At 60.6% G+C, this 18,220-nt stretch carries 15 protein-coding genes; 7 read left to right on the plus strand and 8 right to left on the minus strand.

Annotation, left to right across the window (positions count from 1 at the left end; all coding sequences use genetic code 11):
- Positions 1-2 precede the first annotated feature (2 nt).
- The 5 genes from BLR20_RS16155 to BLR20_RS16175 are packed head-to-tail and all read right to left on the minus strand — an operon-like array spanning position 3 to position 4,939.
- A complete protein-coding gene (locus BLR20_RS16155; RefSeq protein WP_010438770.1) occupies positions 3-2,108 on the minus strand; it encodes a type IV pilus secretin PilQ in 2,106 nt (701 codons plus the stop codon).
- Positions 2,109-2,155: 47 nt separating this feature from the next.
- Complete coding sequence (gene pilP, locus BLR20_RS16160; RefSeq protein WP_003350151.1) at positions 2,156-2,683, minus strand: type 4a pilus biogenesis lipoprotein PilP; 528 nt, start codon at positions 2,681-2,683, stop codon at positions 2,156-2,158.
- On the minus strand, positions 2,680-3,303 hold the full coding sequence (gene pilO / locus BLR20_RS16165; RefSeq protein WP_010438765.1) for a type 4a pilus biogenesis protein PilO: 624 nt from the start codon (positions 3,301-3,303) through the stop codon (positions 2,680-2,682). The genes pilP and pilO overlap by 4 nt, the downstream gene beginning before the upstream one ends.
- A complete protein-coding gene (locus BLR20_RS16170; protein ID WP_032613284.1) occupies positions 3,300-3,875 on the minus strand; it encodes a PilN domain-containing protein in 576 nt (191 codons plus the stop codon). Before BLR20_RS16170 ends, pilO begins: the two co-directional genes overlap by 4 nt.
- Complete coding sequence (locus tag BLR20_RS16175; RefSeq protein ID WP_003414236.1) at positions 3,875-4,939, minus strand: pilus assembly protein PilM; 1,065 nt, start codon at positions 4,937-4,939, stop codon at positions 3,875-3,877. The genes BLR20_RS16170 and BLR20_RS16175 overlap by 1 nt, the downstream gene beginning before the upstream one ends.
- A gap of 209 nt (positions 4,940-5,148) precedes the next feature.
- Here BLR20_RS16175 and BLR20_RS16180 point away from each other — a divergent pair, with 209 nt between their 5' ends.
- Positions 5,149-7,590, plus strand: coding sequence for a penicillin-binding protein 1A (locus BLR20_RS16180; RefSeq protein WP_390175887.1), 2,442 nt, complete (start codon positions 5,149-5,151; stop codon positions 7,588-7,590).
- 217 nt (positions 7,591-7,807) lie between these two features.
- Here BLR20_RS16180 and BLR20_RS16185 read toward each other — a convergent pair whose 3' ends face one another.
- The 3 genes from BLR20_RS16185 to rpmE form a co-directional block, all read right to left on the minus strand.
- Entirely contained in the window at positions 7,808-9,076 is a 1,269-nt protein-coding gene (locus tag BLR20_RS16185) for a malic enzyme-like NAD(P)-binding protein (protein WP_003365988.1), read from the minus strand.
- Positions 9,077-9,431: 355 nt separating this feature from the next.
- Positions 9,432-10,235: a thermonuclease family protein gene (locus tag BLR20_RS16190; RefSeq protein WP_054992534.1), complete on the minus strand. Its 804-nt coding sequence runs from the start codon at positions 10,233-10,235 to the stop codon at positions 9,432-9,434.
- Positions 10,236-10,248: 13 nt separating this feature from the next.
- Positions 10,249-10,470, minus strand: coding sequence for a 50S ribosomal protein L31 (rpmE, locus tag BLR20_RS16195; RefSeq protein ID WP_002551648.1), 222 nt, complete (start codon positions 10,468-10,470; stop codon positions 10,249-10,251).
- 169 nt (positions 10,471-10,639) lie between these two features.
- On the opposite strand from rpmE, the gene BLR20_RS16200 reads away from it, so the two are divergent.
- The 6 genes from BLR20_RS16200 to BLR20_RS16225 all read left to right on the plus strand — a co-directional run bounded on the left by BLR20_RS16200 (position 10,640) and on the right by BLR20_RS16225 (position 17,951).
- Positions 10,640-12,859, plus strand: a complete 2,220-nt coding sequence (locus tag BLR20_RS16200) for a primosomal protein N' (RefSeq protein WP_054992533.1) — start codon at positions 10,640-10,642, stop codon at positions 12,857-12,859.
- Between the two features lie 97 nt (positions 12,860-12,956).
- On the plus strand, positions 12,957-14,693 hold the full coding sequence (argS, locus tag BLR20_RS16205; protein WP_054992532.1) for an arginine--tRNA ligase: 1,737 nt from the start codon (positions 12,957-12,959) through the stop codon (positions 14,691-14,693).
- Position 14,694: 1 nt separating this feature from the next.
- A complete protein-coding gene (locus tag BLR20_RS16210; protein ID WP_002551645.1) occupies positions 14,695-15,390 on the plus strand; it encodes an SPOR domain-containing protein in 696 nt (231 codons plus the stop codon).
- Between the two features lie 156 nt (positions 15,391-15,546).
- Positions 15,547-16,077 carry an ATP-dependent protease subunit HslV gene (gene hslV, locus BLR20_RS16215; RefSeq protein ID WP_003392345.1) on the plus strand — a complete coding sequence of 177 codons (531 nt, stop codon included), beginning with the start codon at positions 15,547-15,549 and terminating at the stop codon, positions 16,075-16,077.
- 66 nt (positions 16,078-16,143) lie between these two features.
- The gene (gene hslU, locus BLR20_RS16220; RefSeq protein ID WP_003316641.1) at positions 16,144-17,481 is read left to right on the plus strand and encodes an ATP-dependent protease ATPase subunit HslU; all 1,338 of its coding nucleotides are present in this window, start codon (positions 16,144-16,146) and stop codon (positions 17,479-17,481) included.
- A 92-nt stretch (positions 17,482-17,573) separates the two neighbouring features.
- Positions 17,574-17,951, plus strand: a complete 378-nt coding sequence (locus BLR20_RS16225) for a gamma-butyrobetaine hydroxylase family protein (protein ID WP_010437548.1) — start codon at positions 17,574-17,576, stop codon at positions 17,949-17,951.
- The last annotated feature ends 269 nt before the right edge of the window (positions 17,952-18,220 follow it).

The raw sequence follows: 18,220 nt of genomic DNA on the forward strand, positions 1-18,220 counted from the left end.
AATCAACGACTCACAGAAATCGCCTGGTTGTTCATGATACGCGGAGTCAGAAATACCAACAGCTCGGATTTGGACTCGGATACCACATCGCGCCTGAAAAGCCGGCCAAGATACGGCACATCGCCAAGAAATGGCACTTTATCGACAACTTTACTTTGCGTATTCGAGAACACACCACCGATGACGATGGTTTCGCCGTCGGAAATCAGCACCTTGGCGTTGACCTCGTTCTTCTTGATGGGCGGTACGCCCAGTACCGCATTCAGGTAGTCCGGCTCGTCCTTGGTGACCTTCACTTCCATGATGATGCGATTGTCGGGCGTGATCTGCGGCGTCACTTCAAGCGACAGGGAAGCCTCCTTGAAACTCACCGTCGTCGCACCGCTGGAGCTGGATTCCTGATACGGGATCTCCGTTCCCTTGAGGATCTTGGCGGTTTCCTTGTCGGAAGTGACCACCTTGGGCTGGGAGACGATTTCACCGTTACCGGTTTTCTCCATGGCACTCAGCTCAAGGTCCAGCAGCGTATTGTTGGTCACGAAACCAAGGCCGATACCGGTCGTCGCATCCGCGGCACCCAGATCGACGAAGGGAATGTTCGGCCCCAGGCTGTTGCCGGTGTTGCCGGCCTCGTCGCCCCTGTTGTCCAGGCCTCCCGCGCTCCAGTTACTGGTTCCCGAGATGTTGGTTCTACCGCCCCAGCGAACCCCCAGCTGCTTGTTGTAATCGACGTTGGCCTCGACGATGCGTGCCTCGATCATCACCTGGCGTACCGGGATGTCCAGTTGCGAAACGATACGACGCAGTTCGTCGAGTCGCTCCTGGGTCTGGTAGGCAATGATGTTATTGGTCCGGTCGTCCACCGTGATCGAGCCGCGCTCGTCGGCCTTGGATTCGGCACTGGTCACGGACTGGAACAGCTTGGCGATGTCGGCGGCCTTGGCGTAATTGACCTGCAGCAGCTCGCGGCGCAAGGGCGCCAGCTCGGCGATCTGCTTGAGCGATTCCAGCTCCTGACGTTCGCGGGCAGCAATTTCATCGGCGGGCGCGACCAGCAGAACGTTGCCGACCTTGCGCTTGTCCAGCCCCTTGGTTTTCAGCACCAGATCCAGCGCCTGATCCCACGGCACATTCTGCAGACGCAGCGTGATACCGCCCTGGACCGTATCGCTGGCCACCAGATTGAGGTTGGTGAAGTCGGCAATCAGTTGCAGCACCGAACGCACATCGATGTCCTGGAAGTTCAACGACAGCTTTTCACCGGTATACACCGGCTTGTCGGCAGCGCGGCGGTCCAGGTCCTCGTTGGTCAATGGACGCACGCTGATGGTCAGCTTGTTTTCGGTCTGGAACGCCGAGTAATCGAAGGCGCCCGACGGCTCGATCAGAATGCTGGCCTTGTCACCCGACGCCGAAGCACTGACGAACTGCACCGGCGTGGCGAAGTCCTTGACGTCCAGCCGGACGCGCAGCGGTTCGGGCAACTGAGTCTTGGCGAAGTCCACGCGAATCTTGCCGCCCTGCTCCTGGATATCCGGGGCAATGCTGGGGTTGCTCAGGTCGATGACCACATTGCCCTCACCCAGCTCGCCACGCTGGAAGTCGACGTTCCTGATGGCCTTGACGCCTGCAGGGATAAACGGCTTGGCGGATGCTGGCGTGGGCGGCGGTACCGCGACCCGTTGCGCGCCCATTGCAGTGGTCGGCTGGGAGGCTTGCGCAGCGGCGGCACCCTGGCCGATGACCACGAACAGGTTGTTGCCATCGACGCGGGAGCTGTAAGGCGAAAGCGTGGTCAGGTTGATGATCACCCGAGTGCGGTCCTGAGCTTGTACCACGACGACACTGTGCGCATTGCCACTGCCCAGGTCTCGGCTTTTGGTCGCCAGTTGGCTGGTAACACCCGGCAGGTCCAGCGCAATGCGCGCCGGTTGCGCCGTGGTGTAGCCCCGCGGCGCAGGCACCGGGGCGTCGAATGCCAGTTTCAGCTCGATGCGGTCACCCGGCAGGGCGGCGACATCCAGGGTCTTGAGGTTGGCAGCCTGGAGAACCGGCGACAGCATCGCGATGCATAACGACACGCCGATAATCGAGAGAATCCGGGTCATGATCAATTTCCGTTGAGCGCTACTGTGCATACTTGGCCTTGCCCACTTCATGAGCGTTCTTTGAGGGCGATCGTGCGCGGCCTTTCCAGCCACGCCCCCTCTCCATCAGGAACAATTTCGATGACATCAACCTGCGCATCGCCGATCGACACTACCCGGCCGTTGTTACGCCCCAGATAATCGCCAACCTTGACGCGATGAACACCTCCGGCACCGCGCAGCAGGGCAAATGTGCCTGACTCGTTGCCAATCGTGCCGACCATCTCGAACGACTCGATATTGAAGCCTTCGAGGAACTGCCTGACCCGGTGTTCGTCCGGTGCCACCAGCCGTGAACCCTTCTGGCGGTTGAGCAGGTCGATCTTGACCGGCGGCTGAAAAGGACTGCGCAGCGTGGAGGCATTGTAGGTGAACGCCTCATACGGCCGAAACTTGGGGAGCGGCTCGATGTTGCCACTCGGGCGGGCTCTGGCCTGATCCATGAATTCAGAAAGATCGGCAAAATCATTGTCATTACCGCAACCGGCCAGCCCTGCCAGAACCACACTGACGCACAGCAATCGCGCCGCCCTCATTTCTTCAGCCCTTCATCGTTGTAGCGGTAGGTCTTGGCCAGAATGCTCATGCGCAACTTGGTCGGCACCTTGGGATCGACCGGCTTGATCTCGAAATCATGCAACGTGACGATGCGCGGCAGGCTGGCCACGCCGCTGACGAAGGTCGCCAGATCGTGATAACTGCCGACCACGGTGATCTGTATCGGCAGCTCGATGTAGAACTGCTGGACCGCCTCGGGCAACAGCTTGATTTCCTCGAACTCGAGCCCGCTCCCCAGCCCGGTACGGGTGATGTCCTCAAGCAGGCCGGGCACTTCGGTGTCGCTGGGCAACTGCCGCAGCAGGGCACCGAAGGTGTTTTCCATTTCTTCCATCTGTTTCTTGTACGGCTCGAGGTTGGCCGCCTGGAAGGCCTTGTTGGAGAACTGCTCCTTGAGCGTCACCTCGCTGTTCTGCGCGCTTTCCAGCTGGGTTTCCAGGTCCTGGATAAAGAAGAAATAGCCCAGTGCGAAAATCAGTACCGCAACCAGTACCCCGGCAATGGCCTTGACCGCTGCTGGCCATGAGCCGAGGTTGTTCAGGTCCAGCTCGCTCAGATCGACCTTGCGCAGCCCTTCAAGCCATTCGGACATATTCATGGCTTGGCTCCTGCGGCAGCGGCAACCGGTGGCTGGGTCTGGCGCACGGTCAGTTGAAAGACGTTGGCCTGATCCACAGCACCGGCCGTGGTGGCCTTGACCTCGGTAAGGCTTGGCGCTTCGAGCCAGTCAGAGGCTTCAAGATTGCGCATCAGGTCGGAAACCCGGTTGTTCGACTCGGCAGCACCATTGATCGCAATCAGCTTGTCGGTCATTTTGACCTGCGAGTAATAGACGCCGTCCGGCAGGGTGCGCGCCAGTTGATCGAAGACGCGCCCGGTGATCGGCCGGTTGCCCTGCAGGTCCTGAATGATCTTCATGCGCTCAAGCAGTTGCTTGCGACGGGCCTTGAGATCGCTGATTTCCTTGATGCGGATATCGAGCTGGGCAATCTGCGTCTGCAGAAACGCATTGCGCGCCATCTGATGCTCTATGGCGTTGCTGACGTAACGATCGATCAGAAACAGAATGCCGACTGACACCACCAGCACGCCGACCAGTGCGGTCAGGAAGCGTTTCTTTCGTTCTTCGCGAAGCTCTTCGCGCCACGGTAATAAGTTGATCCGTGCCATCAGTCGAAGCTCCTCAACGCCAGCCCACAGGCGATCATCAGCGCCGGCGCATCACTGGCCAGGGCGCCGGCGTTGACCTTGGAGCTCAGAGCCATATCGGCAAACGGGTTGGCGACCATGGTCGGAGTGCCGATGCGGCGCTGGATCAGATGCTCCAGCCCTGAAATCGAAGCCGTGCCGCCTGCCAGCATGATGTGATCCACGGAGTTGTATTGACCGGCTGCAAAGAAGAACTGCAGAGATCGGGAAACCTGCTGCACCAGCGCTTCCTTGAAGGGATCGAGCACCTCGCTGACGTAGTCGTCGGGCAAGCCGCCCTGCTTCTTGGCAAGCCCGGCTTCCTCCATGGAAAGCCCGTAGCGACGCTGGATTTCGTCAGTCAGCTGGCGCCCGCCAAACAGCTGCTCGCGGGTGTAAATGATCCGGCCATGATGCAGCACACTCAGGGTGGTCATGGTGGCGCCGATATCGACCACGGCCACCGTCAGCTCGTCATGACCGTTGCCCAGTTGCGCTGCCAGCAGCCCGAACGAACGCTCCAGGGCGTAGGCCTCGACATCGACGACCCGCGCGGTCAGTCCGGCCAGTGCCAGCGCGGCTTCGCGCACCTCGACGTTCTCCTTGCGGCAGGCAGCCAGCAACACCTCGACGCGCTCGGGATTGCGCACCGAGTAGCCCTGCACTTCGAAATCGATGGCAACCTCTTCCAGCGGATAAGGGATGTACTGGTCAGCTTCAAGCTTGAGCTGGTTTTCCATGTCATCGTCGGAAAGACCGGCGTCCATCTCGATGGTCTTGGTGATCACCGCCGAACCGGCCACTGCAACCGCCACGATCTTGACGCTGGTCTTGGCCTTGACGAGTACGCGTGACAACGCCTGACCGACCCCTTCGAGTTCGGCAATATTCTTTTCGACGACAGCGTTGGCCGGCAATGGCTCAACTGCGTAAGACTCGACCTTGTAACGGGTGCCGGAACGACTCAATTCCAGGAGTTTTACCGAGGTGGAGCTAATATCGATCCCTAGAAGGGTGTTGGCCTTCTTACTGAAGAGTTCGAACACAACGTGATTCCTATGAGTTTCCGTCACTTACGGAGTTATTTCGGGCCAATGTCACGGTCGACAGCCTTGACAGTAGCGCAAATCACGCTTGGGGACGAAAAATGCTTATAATGCCCAGCGTTTTTTTCATTTAATAAAGCTTCAAGGCATGTTCATTTGTAAATGCCTGCGCTTAACCCATTATTTTTTCTGGAAATCCAAAAGCCTTGATACGCCTGCTGAAGTTTTTCTGGTGGTCCCTCGTCGCGGTATTCTGCTCGCTGTTGCTTGGCCTGAGCGGCGCGTTTCTTTACCTGAGCCCGACCCTGCCCTCCGTTGACGCGCTGCGAAGCATTCAACTGCAAATCCCCCTGCGCGTGTTCACCAGCGACGGCAAGCTGATTGCCGAGTTCGGTGAAATGCGTCGCACGCCGATTCGCTTCGCGGAAATCCCGCCCAATTTCATCAACGCACTGCTGTCTGCCGAAGACGACAACTTCGCCAACCACTATGGCGTCGACCCTGGCAGCCTGATGCGCGCCGCCACTCAGTTGGTCAAGAGCGGCCATATTCAGTCAGGCGGCAGTACCATCACCATGCAGGTCGCGAAAAACTTCTTCCTGACCAGCGAGCGCAGCTTTTCGCGCAAAACCACCGAGATTCTGTTGGCCTTGCAAATCGAGCGCCAACTCACCAAGGACGAGATTCTCGAGCTGTACGTAAACAAGATTTATCTGGGTAACCGCGCCTACGGAATCGAGGCGGCGGCGCAAGTCTACTACGGCAAATCGATTCGCGATGTAAGCCTTGCGCAAATGGCCATGATTGCCGGTCTGCCCAAGGCACCTTCACGTTTCAACCCACTGGCCAACCCGACCCGTGCCAAGGAACGTCGCGACTGGATCCTCGGCCGTATGTATCGCCTGGGCAAGATCGACCAGACGGCTTATCAGGCAGCCCTGAACGAACCGCTCAACGCCAGCTATCACGTGCCGACGCCGGAAGTGAATGCGCCGTACATCGCTGAAATGGCACGCGCAGAAATGGTCGGCCGTTATGGCAGCGAGGCCTATACAGAAGGTTTCCGCGTCACCACGACGGTGCCGAGCGACCTTCAGGAACACGCCAACAAGTCCATCCAGCAGGGTTTGATCGATTACGATCAGCGCCACGGCTATCGTGGTCCGGAAAGCCGCTTCCCGGGCATGACCCGCGCCAACTGGGTACAGGAACTGACCAAACAGCGCACGATCAACGGCCTTGAGCCCGGCATCGTGACCCAGGTCGACAAGACCGGTCTGCGCGTTCTGACTCGCAACGGCGAGAAGGAAGAGACCGTCGACTGGGCCACCATGAAGTGGGCTCGCCCTTATCTGAATACCAACAGCCTGGGCGCCAATCCGAAGCAGCCAGGTGATGTTGCAAAGGTCGGCGACCTCGTTCGTCTGCTGCGCCAGGACGATGGCTCGCTGAAATTCAGTCAAATTCCCGTCGCGCAGAGCGCACTTGTCTCGCTTGATCCGCAGAACGGTGCCATCCGCGCGCTGGTCGGCGGCTTTGCGTTCGAGCAGAGCAACTACAACCGCGCCATGCAGGCCAAACGTCAACCGGGCTCCAGCTTCAAGCCGTTCATCTACAGCGCCGCACTGGATAACGGTTACACCGCTTCGAGCCTGGTGAACGACGCGCCTATCGTGTTCGTCGATGAATACCTGGACAAGGTATGGCGTCCGAAAAATGACACCAACACATTCCTCGGGCCGATCCGCCTGCGCGAGGCGCTGTACAAGTCTCGTAACCTGGTATCGATCCGCCTGCTCCAGGCCCTCGGCATTGACAGCACCATCGATTACATCACCCGCTTCGGCTTCTCCAAGCAGGACTTGCCGCGCAACCTGTCGCTGGCACTGGGTACGGCGACACTGACCCCGATGGAAATCGCCACCGGCTGGGCGACCTTCGCCAACGGCGGTTACAAGGTCAGTCCTTATCTGATCCAGACCATCGAGAACCGCGACGGCCAGACCCTGTTTGTCGCCAACCCGCCAAGCGTTCCGGCCAACGACGTCAACACCGCGCCCAACACGTCGACCTTTGCGGTACATGACAGCCCGAGCGTCGTCACCGGCGCGCCAGGGGCACCCGCTCAGCCTCAGGCGCCCGCAGTGGCTGAGCGCGTGGTCGATGCGCGCACCACTTACATTCTGAACAGCATGCTGCAGGACGTGATCAAGCGCGGCACCGGGCGTCGTGCACTGTCCATGAACAGACCGGACATCGCCGGCAAGACCGGTACCACCAACGATTCCAAGGATGCCTGGTTCTCCGGGTATAACGCGGACTACGTGACGACGGTGTGGAGTGGTTTCGATCAGCCTGAAAGCCTTGGCCGTCACGAATTTGGTGGGACGGTCTCGCTGCCGATCTGGATGGACTACATGAGCGCCGCGCTCAAGGACAAACCGCCCCATCAGCAGGCCGAACCACCAGGCATTCTCAGCCTGCGCGTCGACCCGTTGAGTGGCCGCGCGGCTACGCCAAGCACGCCGAACGCATTCTTCGAGCTGTTCAAAAGCGAAGATACACCGCCAAGCGTCAACGAACTGGGCGGCAGCAGCGCACCGGGCAGTCCGCTGCCAGCGGATGAGTCAGCGCCGATCGATCTGTTCTGACAGCACTGCGCAGGCTTGTGACGCGGAGCGTCACGAAAGGCATCCCCACGCTGGAGCGTGAGGAACGATAGTCATCAGTCAGATCACCATCGTGCCCATGCTCAGCGTGGGTATGCCGTTCTGGACGCTACGCGTCCTACCCCGAGCAGGTTCAGCGTTATCCGTAGTCATAAAAAAACCCCTGCATCGCTGCAGGGGTTTTTTATTGGGTCAGGGATCAACCCTTGAACACGTCATCCACGCTGGTCAGCGGGTAGTGCTTCGGATACGGCAGGGTAGCAACGCCGCTTTCGATGGCAGCCTTGGCCACTGCATCGGCGATCAGGCCCAGCAGGCGGGTGTCCATTGGTTTCGGGATGATGTACTCACGGCCGAATTCCAGTTTGATGCCGCCGTAGGCGTCGCTGACTTCCTGTGGAACAGGTAGCTTGGCCAGTTCGCGCAGGGCGTTGGCCGCGGCGATTTTCATTTCTTCGTTGATACGCTTGGCGCGAACGTCCAGGGCCCCACGGAAGATGAACGGGAAGCCCAGCACGTTGTTGACCTGGTTCGGGTAGTCCGAGCGGCCGGTGGCCATGATCACATCGCTGCGGGTGGCGTGAGCCAGTTCCGGGGAGATTTCCGGATCAGGGTTCGAGCAGGCGAACACGATCGGGTCCTTGGCCATCAGCTTGAGGTTTTCAGCGCTCAGCAGGTTAGGACCGGACAGGCCGACGAATACGTCAGCGCCATCCAGTGCGTCGGTCAGCGAGCGCTTCTCGGTAGCGTGAGCGAATGCCGCCTTGTACTGGTTCAGGTCGGTACGGCCGGAGTGGACAACGCCAGTACGGTCGACCATGAAGATGTTTTCGATCTTCGCGCCCATGCTCACCAGCAACTTCATGCACGAGATGGCCGCAGCGCCAGCGCCCAGGCAGACGATCTTCGCCGAATCGAGGGTCTTGCCGACGATTTCCAGTGCGTTGATCATGCCGGCCGCCGTCACGATAGCGGTGCCGTGCTGGTCATCGTGGAAAACCGGGATGTCGCACTGTTCGATCAGTGCCTTCTCAATTTCAAAGCACTCAGGCGCCTTGATGTCTTCCAGGTTGATGCCACCGAAGGTGATGGAGATACGCTTGACGGTGTCGATGAACGCTTGAGGACTTTCGGAATCGACTTCGATATCGAAAACGTCGATACCGGCGAAGCGCTTGAACAGAACCCCTTTACCTTCCATGACCGGCTTGGAAGCCAATGGACCCAGATCGCCGAGGCCGAGAATCGCGGTGCCATCGGAAATAACTGCTACCAGGTTGCCTTTGCCGGTGTACTTGTAAGCCAGCTCGGGGTCACGGGCAATTTCACGCACGGGTTCAGCAACGCCAGGGCTGTAGGCCAGAGCCAGGTCACGAGCGGTTGCGGTCGGCTTGGTGAGTTCGACGCTCAGCTTCCCCGGACGAGGATTGGCATGGTATTCGAGCGCGGCAGTTTTCAGATCTGACATGTATTGGATTCCGCTTTTTTTACTGTGGGACAGACGGACCGCCGAGGATACGCAAGATGCATAGTCCTAACAAGACTGACCAGTCACTGCTGTCAATAGGCTCGGGCTTAGACTTTACGCTTAGAGGCCTGAAACGTGAACACTCGGTCACGCTCGTCAGATCACCGGTTTGAAGGCCGCTTCTAGGCTCTGTACGAAAAGTCGGCGAGCGAAGGTCAGGCGAGGCAAAAACAGGCGAGGAACGGCCGGGGTCGCGTTCGACTCTACGTGTTGTAAATGAGCATTCCGATTGGACTCGCATCCGAGCCTGTTTTTAACGAAGCATCACCGAGCGCAGCCACTTTTCGTACAGAGCCTAACGGCGTGAAAGGTCCAGCATTGCGGGATGGGTCAATGGCAGCAGCCAGCGGGACTGCCCCGCTTTCAGACCTCCGCGCCGGGAGCGATCGACTACCCAGCCACGCGCTTCGACCTGCTGCCCTTCGAGGCGCTGGAGCAGCGCCGTATCGAATGCACTCAGGTGGGCAGGCGCGATACGCAGGACCAGCGAGCCCTGCAACTCGATCCAGATGCCGCCGCGATTGCGCTGCACACGCCTGACCTGACCGGACACAATCGCGAACCCGCTTTTGCTCAGCCGGGTCGAGGACTGTACCGGCGAATTGCGCCACACACCCAGCCGCGCCTGACGTGCCTGACGCTCCGCGCCCTGCTGGCAAGCGACCAGCTTGACATTGGGCGCAACCGCTACCAGATAGCCCAGCCCTTCGCTGAGCAACTGCGCCTCGAGGTTTGCGCCTTTGCGGTCATAGACGTTGGCCAGCGTGCGGCCGTAATGATCCTTGCCCTGCTGACCGACACGCAGGCGAACCTTGCCACCGCTTTCATTGACCAGCGCCTGCAAGCGCTTTTTGGCAGCCTCGGCAAAGGGTTCGGCAGACCGGCCTTTATTGCCGGTTTCAGGCGTATTGAGCCCGATCATGCGCACACTGCGGCCATCGGCCAGCCTCAAGGTGTCGCCGTCGACCACACGCTGCACCTGGGCGACCGGCAATGAGGCAGGTGCCGGGCAGAAGGCCTGCGCGCCGGACACCCAAATCGCGGGCATAAAAAAGACGCCCACAAGGAGCGCCTTTTCAAGCAGCCTGGAGATGCCCATAAGGCAGCCAGTCTTACTTCGCTTTGGTAGCGCCGAACGCACCGAAACGGGATTTGAACTTGTCGACACGGCCGCCAACGTCAAGCGTCTTCTGCTTGCCGGTGTAGAACGGGTGGCACTCGTTGCACACGTCCAGGCTCAGAGGAGCGGCCAGGGTGGAACGGGTCTTGATGACATTGCCGCAGCTGCAGGTAGCGTCAATGGCTTCGTAAACTGGATGGATATCAGCTTTCATCGGTACTTCCTCGGTCTAACGCGCCGCCACTCAACACTATTGTTGAATACCGCACGGAAATAGGCTGCGGATAGTACCAGACAATCGCAACGACGCAAGCGAACCTTCACACCGGTCGTCTGCTAAGATCGCGCCTCCGTCATCACTTATCACCACAGGGAAACACCGCGTGCCCGACGCCATCCTGCGCCTTGCCCTGCCCTCACCGCTTCGCCGCCTGTTCGACTACCGCGCCCCTGCGGGCGTGACGCGCAGCGCCTTGCAGCCGGGCATGCGTCTGCGAGTGCCGTTCGGACGTCGGGAAATGATCGGCATTCTGGTGGAAGTGGTCGATCACAGCGAAGTGCCCGCCGACAAGCTCAAGCCGGCTATCGCCCTGCTCGACAGCGAAGCGCCGCTGCCAGCCGCGCTGTTCAAGCTGTGCCTGTGGACATCGCAGTACTACCAGCACAGCCTCGGGGACACACTGAGCTGGGCCCTGCCGGTGCTGCTGCGTCAGGGCGAACTGGCCGAAAGTCGCCAGGAACGCTTCTGGCACGTAGCCCCGGGCGCCAGCGTCGATGATCCGCGCATCGCCCGCGCGCCCAAGCAGCGCGAAGCCCTGACCACCCTTGCCCAACACCCGCACGGGGTGGCGCATCAACTGCTCAGCAAGCTGATGCTGAACAAGGACAGTCTCAACCTGTTGCTGGCCAAGGAGCTGGTGTACGTCGAGGTCCGCAGCCATGCGCCCAGCGCACGCCATGAACACTGGCTGGCCCAGCCTGAATTGCCGCTCAACACCGAACAACGCGCCGCTTACGAAGCGATCCGCGCCGGGTTCGACAGCTTTCATGCGTTTCTGCTGGCCGGCGTGACGGGCAGCGGCAAGACCGAAGTCTATCTGCAACTGATCCGTGAAACCCTCGAAGCCGGCAAGCAGGCGCTGGTACTGATCCCGGAAATCAACCTCGGCCCGCAGACCTTGGCGCGCTTCGAGCAACGCTTCAATGCGCGCATTGCGCTGGTCCACTCGGCGGTCAACGACCGCGAACGGCTGGATGCCTGGCTGGCGGCTCGCGATGGCGAGGCGGACATCATCATCGGCACGCGTTCGGCGCTGTTCACGCCGATGAAAAACCCCGGCCTGATCATCATCGACGAAGAACACGACGGCTCCTATAAACAGCAGGAAGGTCTGCGCTATCACGCCCGCGATCTGGCGCTGGTGCGGGCGCGCCAGGAAAACATTCCGATTGTCCTGGGCTCGGCCACCCCATCCCTGGAAAGCCTGCACAATGCTTACACCGGCCGCTACGGCCTGCTGCGCCTGAATCAGCGAGCGGGCGGCGCACAGCAGCCGCGCTTCATGCGCCTGGACGTCAAGAGCCGACCGCTGGACAGCGGCATCTCCGGCCCCATGCAGCAGGCCATCGGCCAGACACTCGCGGCAGGCCAGCAGGTCTTGGTATTTCTCAACCGGCGCGGCTTTGCGCCAACCCTGCTGTGCCACGACTGCGGCTGGATGTCCGGCTGCCAGCGCTGCGATGCACGCATGACCGTGCACCAGCGCTCGGGCGAGCTGCGCTGCCATCACTGCGGGTATGTCGAGCGTGTACCGCGTCAGTGCCCGTCGTGCGGCAAGGTGGATTTGCGCCCGGTAGGCGCGGGCACCGAGCGCGCCGAAGAGCGCCTGGCGATTCTGTTTCCGGACTATCCCGTGCTGCGCGTCGACCGCGACAGCACGTCGCGCAAGGACGCCATGAACCAGCTGTTCACGACGATCCAGCGCGGCCAGCCGTGCATTCTGGTCGGCACGCAAATGCTCGCCAAAGGGCATCACTTTCCCCGGGTCACGCTGGTATCGATTCTGGACGCCGACGGCGGGCTGTTTTCCGGCGACTTCCGCGCCAGCGAGCGCATGGCACAACTGATCGTGCAGGTGGCAGGCCGTGCCGGGCGCGCCGAAGAGCCTGGCAAGGTGATCATCCAGACCCACTTGGCCGACCATCCACTGCTGATCCAGCTGACCGAGCAGGGTTATTTCGCCTTTGCCGAACAGGCCTTGAGCGAGCGCCGTTCCGCGGGTCTGCCACCGTTTTCACACCTCGCACTGCTGCGCGCTGAAGCACACAAACCGGGACAGGCCGAGGCCTTTCTCGATCAGGCCTGCAGCGATGCGGAGCAACTGGTTACGCAAATGGCGCTGGGCGGCATCGAGCTGCTGGGCCCGGTTCCGGCGCCGATGGAACGCCGCGCAGGGCGTTATCGTGCGCAACTGCTGGTGCAGTCCAGCGCACGCGCGCCCTTGCATAAATTGCTTGCCACCTGGCTGCTCGCGCTGGAGCAAATGCCCAGCGGTCGACAGGTCAGATGGTCGCTGGATGTGGATCCTGTGGATCTTTATTAAGTCACGCCGTTGGCAAGCAGGCTTGAGCAACGGATAATGCGGAGTTTTTCCACCCGCGCATCGAAGCGCCACCGCGCTTGCGGTCGAAGAGAGCACCATGAAAGACACGATTCGCCAGCTGATTCAACAAGCCCTGACCCGTCTCGTCACCGAGGGCGTCTTGCCAGAAGGGCTGACGCCGGCGATTCAGGTGGAAAACGCCCGCGACAAGACGCACGGCGACTTCGCCAGCAATATCGCGATGATGCTCGCCAAGCCTGCCGGCATGAAACCACGCGATCTGGCTGAAAAGCTGATCGCCGCGCTGCCGGCCGACGAGCAGGTCAGCAAGGTCGAAATTGCCGGGCCGGGCTTCCTGAACTTCTTCCAGAATACTGCCGCGCTGGCCGCGCGCCTCGACGCTGCACTGGCCGACGCGCACCTGTCAGTCCGCAAGGCGGGCGCTGCACAGCGCGTGGTCGTCGATCTGTCGGCACCGAATCTGGCCAAGGAAATGCACGTTGGCCATTTGCGCTCGACCATCATTGGCGACGGCGTGGCGAACGTCCTGACGTTTCTCGGCGACACGGTCATTCGTCAGAACCACGTGGGCGACTGGGGCACCCAGTTCGGCATGCTGCTGGCCTATCTGCAGGAAAAGCCGGCGACCAGCGACGAGCTGTCCGACCTGGAAAACTTCTACCGCGCCGCCAAGCAGCGCTTTGACGAATCCGAAGAGTTCGCCGAGCGCGCCCGTGGCCTGGTGGTCAAGCTGCAGGCCGGCGATGCCGAGTGCCTGGCGCTGTGGACGCGCTTCAAGGACATCTCGCTGTCGCACTGCCAGGAAACCTACGAGCGCCTCAACGTCAAGCTGACCCCGGCCGATGTGATGGGCGAAAGTGCCTATAACGATGACCTGGCCAATGTGGTCAACGACCTGAAAGCCGCGGGACTGCTGGTCGAGAGCAATGGCGCGCAATGCGTGTTCCTCGAAGAATTCCGCACCGCCGATGACACGCCGTTGCCGGTCATCGTGCAGAAGGCCGGTGGCGGTTATCTGTATGCCACCACCGATCTGGCCGCGATCCGCTATCGCAGCAAGGTGCTCAAGGCCGACCGCGTGCTGTATTTCGTCGACCAGCGTCAGGCCCTGCACTTCCAGCAGGTGTTCGAAGTGGCTCGCCGCGCCGGTTTCGTGCATGACGGCATGCAGCTGGAGCACATGGGTTTTGGCACCATGAACGGCGCCGATGGCCGCCCGTTCAAGACCCGCGATGGCGGCACGGTCAAGCTCATAGACCTGCTCGATGAAGCCGAAGAGCGCGCCTACACGCTGGTCAAGGAAAAGAACCCGGAAGTGGCCGAAGCGGAATTGCGCAGCATTGCCAAGGCCGTGGGCATCAGTGCGGTGAAATACGCCGACCTGTCCAAGCACCGCGCCAGCGATTACAGCTTCAACTTCGATCAGATGCTCAGTTTCGAAGGCAACACCGCGCCCTATCTGCTGTACGCCTACACCCGTGTGGCAGGCGTGTTCCGCAAGCTGGGCACACCTTTCGACGCCAGCAAGGGGCAGATCGTCCTCGAGGCGCCGCAGGAGCAGGAACTGGCCGCACGCTTGGCGCAGTTCACCGAAACACTGAACAACGTCGCAGAAAAAGGCACACCGCACGTACTTTGTGCTTACCTGTATGACCTTGCGGGTCTGTTTTCGAGCTTTTACGAAAACTGCCCGATCCTTGGTGCGGAAAACCCCGATCAGCAACAGAGCCGTCTGCGTCTGGCTGCACTGACCGGCCGCACCCTCAAGCAAGGCCTGGACCTGTTGGGTCTGGAAACTCTGGAGCGTATGTAAGTTGGCAGTTGCGAAGAAGAAACCGGCACCCAAGCGGGGCGCCAGCCGTTATCAGGCACCCGCGAAGAAGCCGATTCCAGGATGGTTATGGCTGGCGATTGGCTTGACCGTGGGCGCATTCGTGGTCTTTTTGATGAAGCTCGAACCCGGTGGCGAAGACGTCAAACGGGTCAAGGCAGACGCCAAGGCTGCAAAGATCGCCGAAGCGAACAAGACACCGCCGAGCCCTACGGCGCCGGTCAAACCCAAGTACGACTTCTATACATTGCTGCCGGAATCGGAAGTGATCGTGCCGAACGAAGCCGTGCCGGAGAAGACCCCGCCGCCCGTGGCCCCGACAGCACCGGTCTCGCCGGAACAGGCAGCCAAGATCGACACGGCACGTGCCCAGGCAGCCCTCAGCGGCCTGACGCCACCACCGGCGCCGCCGGTTGCGACCACCAAGCCGGCCGCAGTGACGACGTTCTTCCTGCAGGCGGGCTCGTTCCGCAAACAGGCTGACGCCGAGAAAGTCCGTGCGCAAATCATCCTGCTGGGCCAGACCTCTACCGTCGAGTCGGGCACCGTCAAGGATGAAACCTGGTATCGCGTACTGGTCGGCCCGTTCAGCAACCGCGAACAACTGACCACGGCCCAAAAACAACTGGCAAGCGGCGGCTTTAGTAACCTGTTGTTGCAACAGCGTCAGAGCCGGTAATACGTACCCCTTGAGACGACCTCGTGCCCATGCTCCGTGCTGGCACGAGGGTCATCTCGACCCCGCGCTCTTCACCCCCAAGGTTGAAATACTCACCAACACCCCCATATGAGTTTGCATCAGGGCATTTTCGCCCCGCAGTGTGGAGACTCTCCCTTGACCACCATCGTTTCAGTGCGCCGCCACGGTAAAGTCGTCATGGCTGGCGACGGCCAGGTTTCTCTGGGCAACACCGTCATGAAAGGCAACGCCAAGAAGGTACGCCGCCTGTATCACGGTGAAGTGATCGCCGGATTCGCTGGCGCCACCGCCGATGCATTCACGCTGTTCGAACGTTTCGAGGCCCAACTGGAAAAACACCAGGGGCATCTGGTTCGTGCAGCTGTCGAACTGGCCAAGGACTGGCGCACCGACCGCTCGCTGAGCCGTCTGGAAGCAATGCTGGCCGTCGCCAACAAGGACGCCTCGCTGATCATCACCGGCAACGGTGACGTGGTCGAGCCCGAGGACGGCCTGATCGCCATGGGCTCCGGCGGCGCATTCGCCCAGGCCGCAGCCCGCGCCCTGCTGCTCAAGACCGACCTGTCGGCCCGCGAAATTGCCGAGACTTCCCTGCATATCGCCGGCGACATTTGCGTGTTCACCAACCACAACATCACCATTGAGGAGCAGGACCTCGCCGGCTAAGCCGCTGCCGGGCCGCACAGCCTGCGGCCCCAGCGACTTGCCCGCAACAGAGGACCGTGAATAACCATGTCAATGACTCCCCGCGAAATCGTCCATGAACTCAACCGCCATATCATCGGCCAGGACGATGCCAAGCGCGCCGTGGCCATTGCCCTGCGCAATCGCTGGCGCCGCATGCAGTTGCCTGAAGAACTGCGCGTCGAAGTAACCCCCAAGAACATTCTGATGATCGGCCCGACCGGTGTCGGCAAGACCGAAATCGCCCGTCGCCTGGCCAAGCTCGCCAACGCACCGTTCATCAAGGTCGAAGCCACCAAATTCACCGAGGTGGGTTATGTGGGCCGCGATGTAGAGTCGATCATCCGCGATCTGGCCGATGCCGCGATCAAGCTGCTGCGCGAACAGGAAATCGTCAAGGTGCGTCACCGCGCCGAAGATGCTGCCGAAGAGCGCATCCTCGACGCCCTGCTGCCACCTGCCCGGGTGGGTTTCAACGAAGACCCGGCGCAGAGCAGTGATTCCAACACCCGTCAGTTGTTCCGCAAGCGCCTGCGCGAAGGCCAGCTGGATGACAAGGAAATCGAGATCGAGATCAACGAAGCGGTTGGTGTCGATATCTCCGCGCCGCCCGGCATGGAGGAAATGACCAATCAGCTGCAGAGCCTGTTTGCCAACATGGGCAAGGGCAAGACCAAGAGCCGCAAACTCAAGGTCAAGGAAGCACTCAAACTGGTGCGCGAAGAAGAAGCTGGCCGTCTGGTCAACGAAGAAGAGCTGAAAGCCAAGGCGCTGGAAGCGGTCGAGCAACACGGCATCGTGTTCATCGACGAAATCGACAAGGTTGCCAAGCGCGGTAATTCGGGCGGTGTCGACGTGTCCCGTGAAGGCGTGCAACGCGATCTGCTGCCGCTGATCGAGGGTTGCACCGTGAACACCAAACTGGGCATGGTCAAGACCGACCACATCCTGTTTATCGCGTCGGGTGCGTTCCATTTGAGCAAACCGAGTGATCTGGTCCCCGAGCTGCAAGGCCGTCTGCCGATCCGCGTTGAACTCAAGGCGCTGTCGCCACAGGACTTCGAACGCATCCTCAGCGAGCCGCATGCGTCGCTGACCGAGCAGTACCGTGAGCTGCTCAAGACCGAAGGCCTGAAGATCGAGTTCAAGCCTGAAGGTATCAAGCGTCTGGCCGAGATTGCCTGGCAGGTCAACGAGAAAACCGAGAACATCGGTGCCCGCCGCCTGCATACGCTGCTTGAGCGCCTGCTCGAGGAAGTCTCGTTCAGCGCCGGTGACCTGGCCATCAGCCCTGACGCAGCGCCGATCGAGATCGACGCGGAATACGTCAACAGCCACCTCGGTGATCTGGCGGAAAACGAAGACCTGTCGCGCTATATTCTCTAAGCCACAAGCGGTTGGCATTTCAGGCTGCAAGAGGTTGTTCACTCTTGCAGCTTTTTGCTTCTGCCCGAAGCTTAAAACCCGAGACTGCAGCCATGCCCGCTCTGCCCACTGCCATCCAGTTGCACAAGGCCTCCAAGACCCTGACGCTGAAATACGCGCCGGATGAGGAATACCATTTGCCCGCCGAATTTCTGCGGGTGCACTCCCCTTCTGCCGAGGTTCAGGGCCACGGCCGGCCGATCCTGCAATTCGGCAAACTGGGCGTCGGCCTGACCAAGGTCGAGCCCGCCGGTCAATATGCGCTGAAACTGACCTTCGATGACGGCCATGACAGCGGCCTGTTTACCTGGGAATACCTGTACGAACTGGCCACACGTCAGGCGTCGCTGTGGGAAGACTATGTGCAGGAGCTCGAGAAAGCCGGCAAATCCCGCGACCCTTCCGAGCACGTGGTCAAACTGATGCTCTGATCCGTCTTGCAGGTGCCGGCAAGAACCCCTTCGTGCCCATCGTCATATACAAGTCCGCTTTGGATTCTGGCCGGAGGCCGTGGGAGCGAACTTGTTCGCGAAAGGGGCTGCATGATCGCCGAAAACTCACCCAATGAAACACCATCTTCGTGAAAAACCCCTCTATTCCTATTGGTACTCCGTGGGGTGTGCCGGTCTGGAAGCTCCGCGTCCGGTCCAGAGGGTGAGGTGCAGCGTAGATGTGTGACGCAGAGCGTCACGAAAGGCAT

The organism is Pseudomonas congelans, assembly GCF_900103225.1.
GTDB lineage: Bacteria > Pseudomonadota > Gammaproteobacteria > Pseudomonadales > Pseudomonadaceae > Aquipseudomonas > Aquipseudomonas congelans.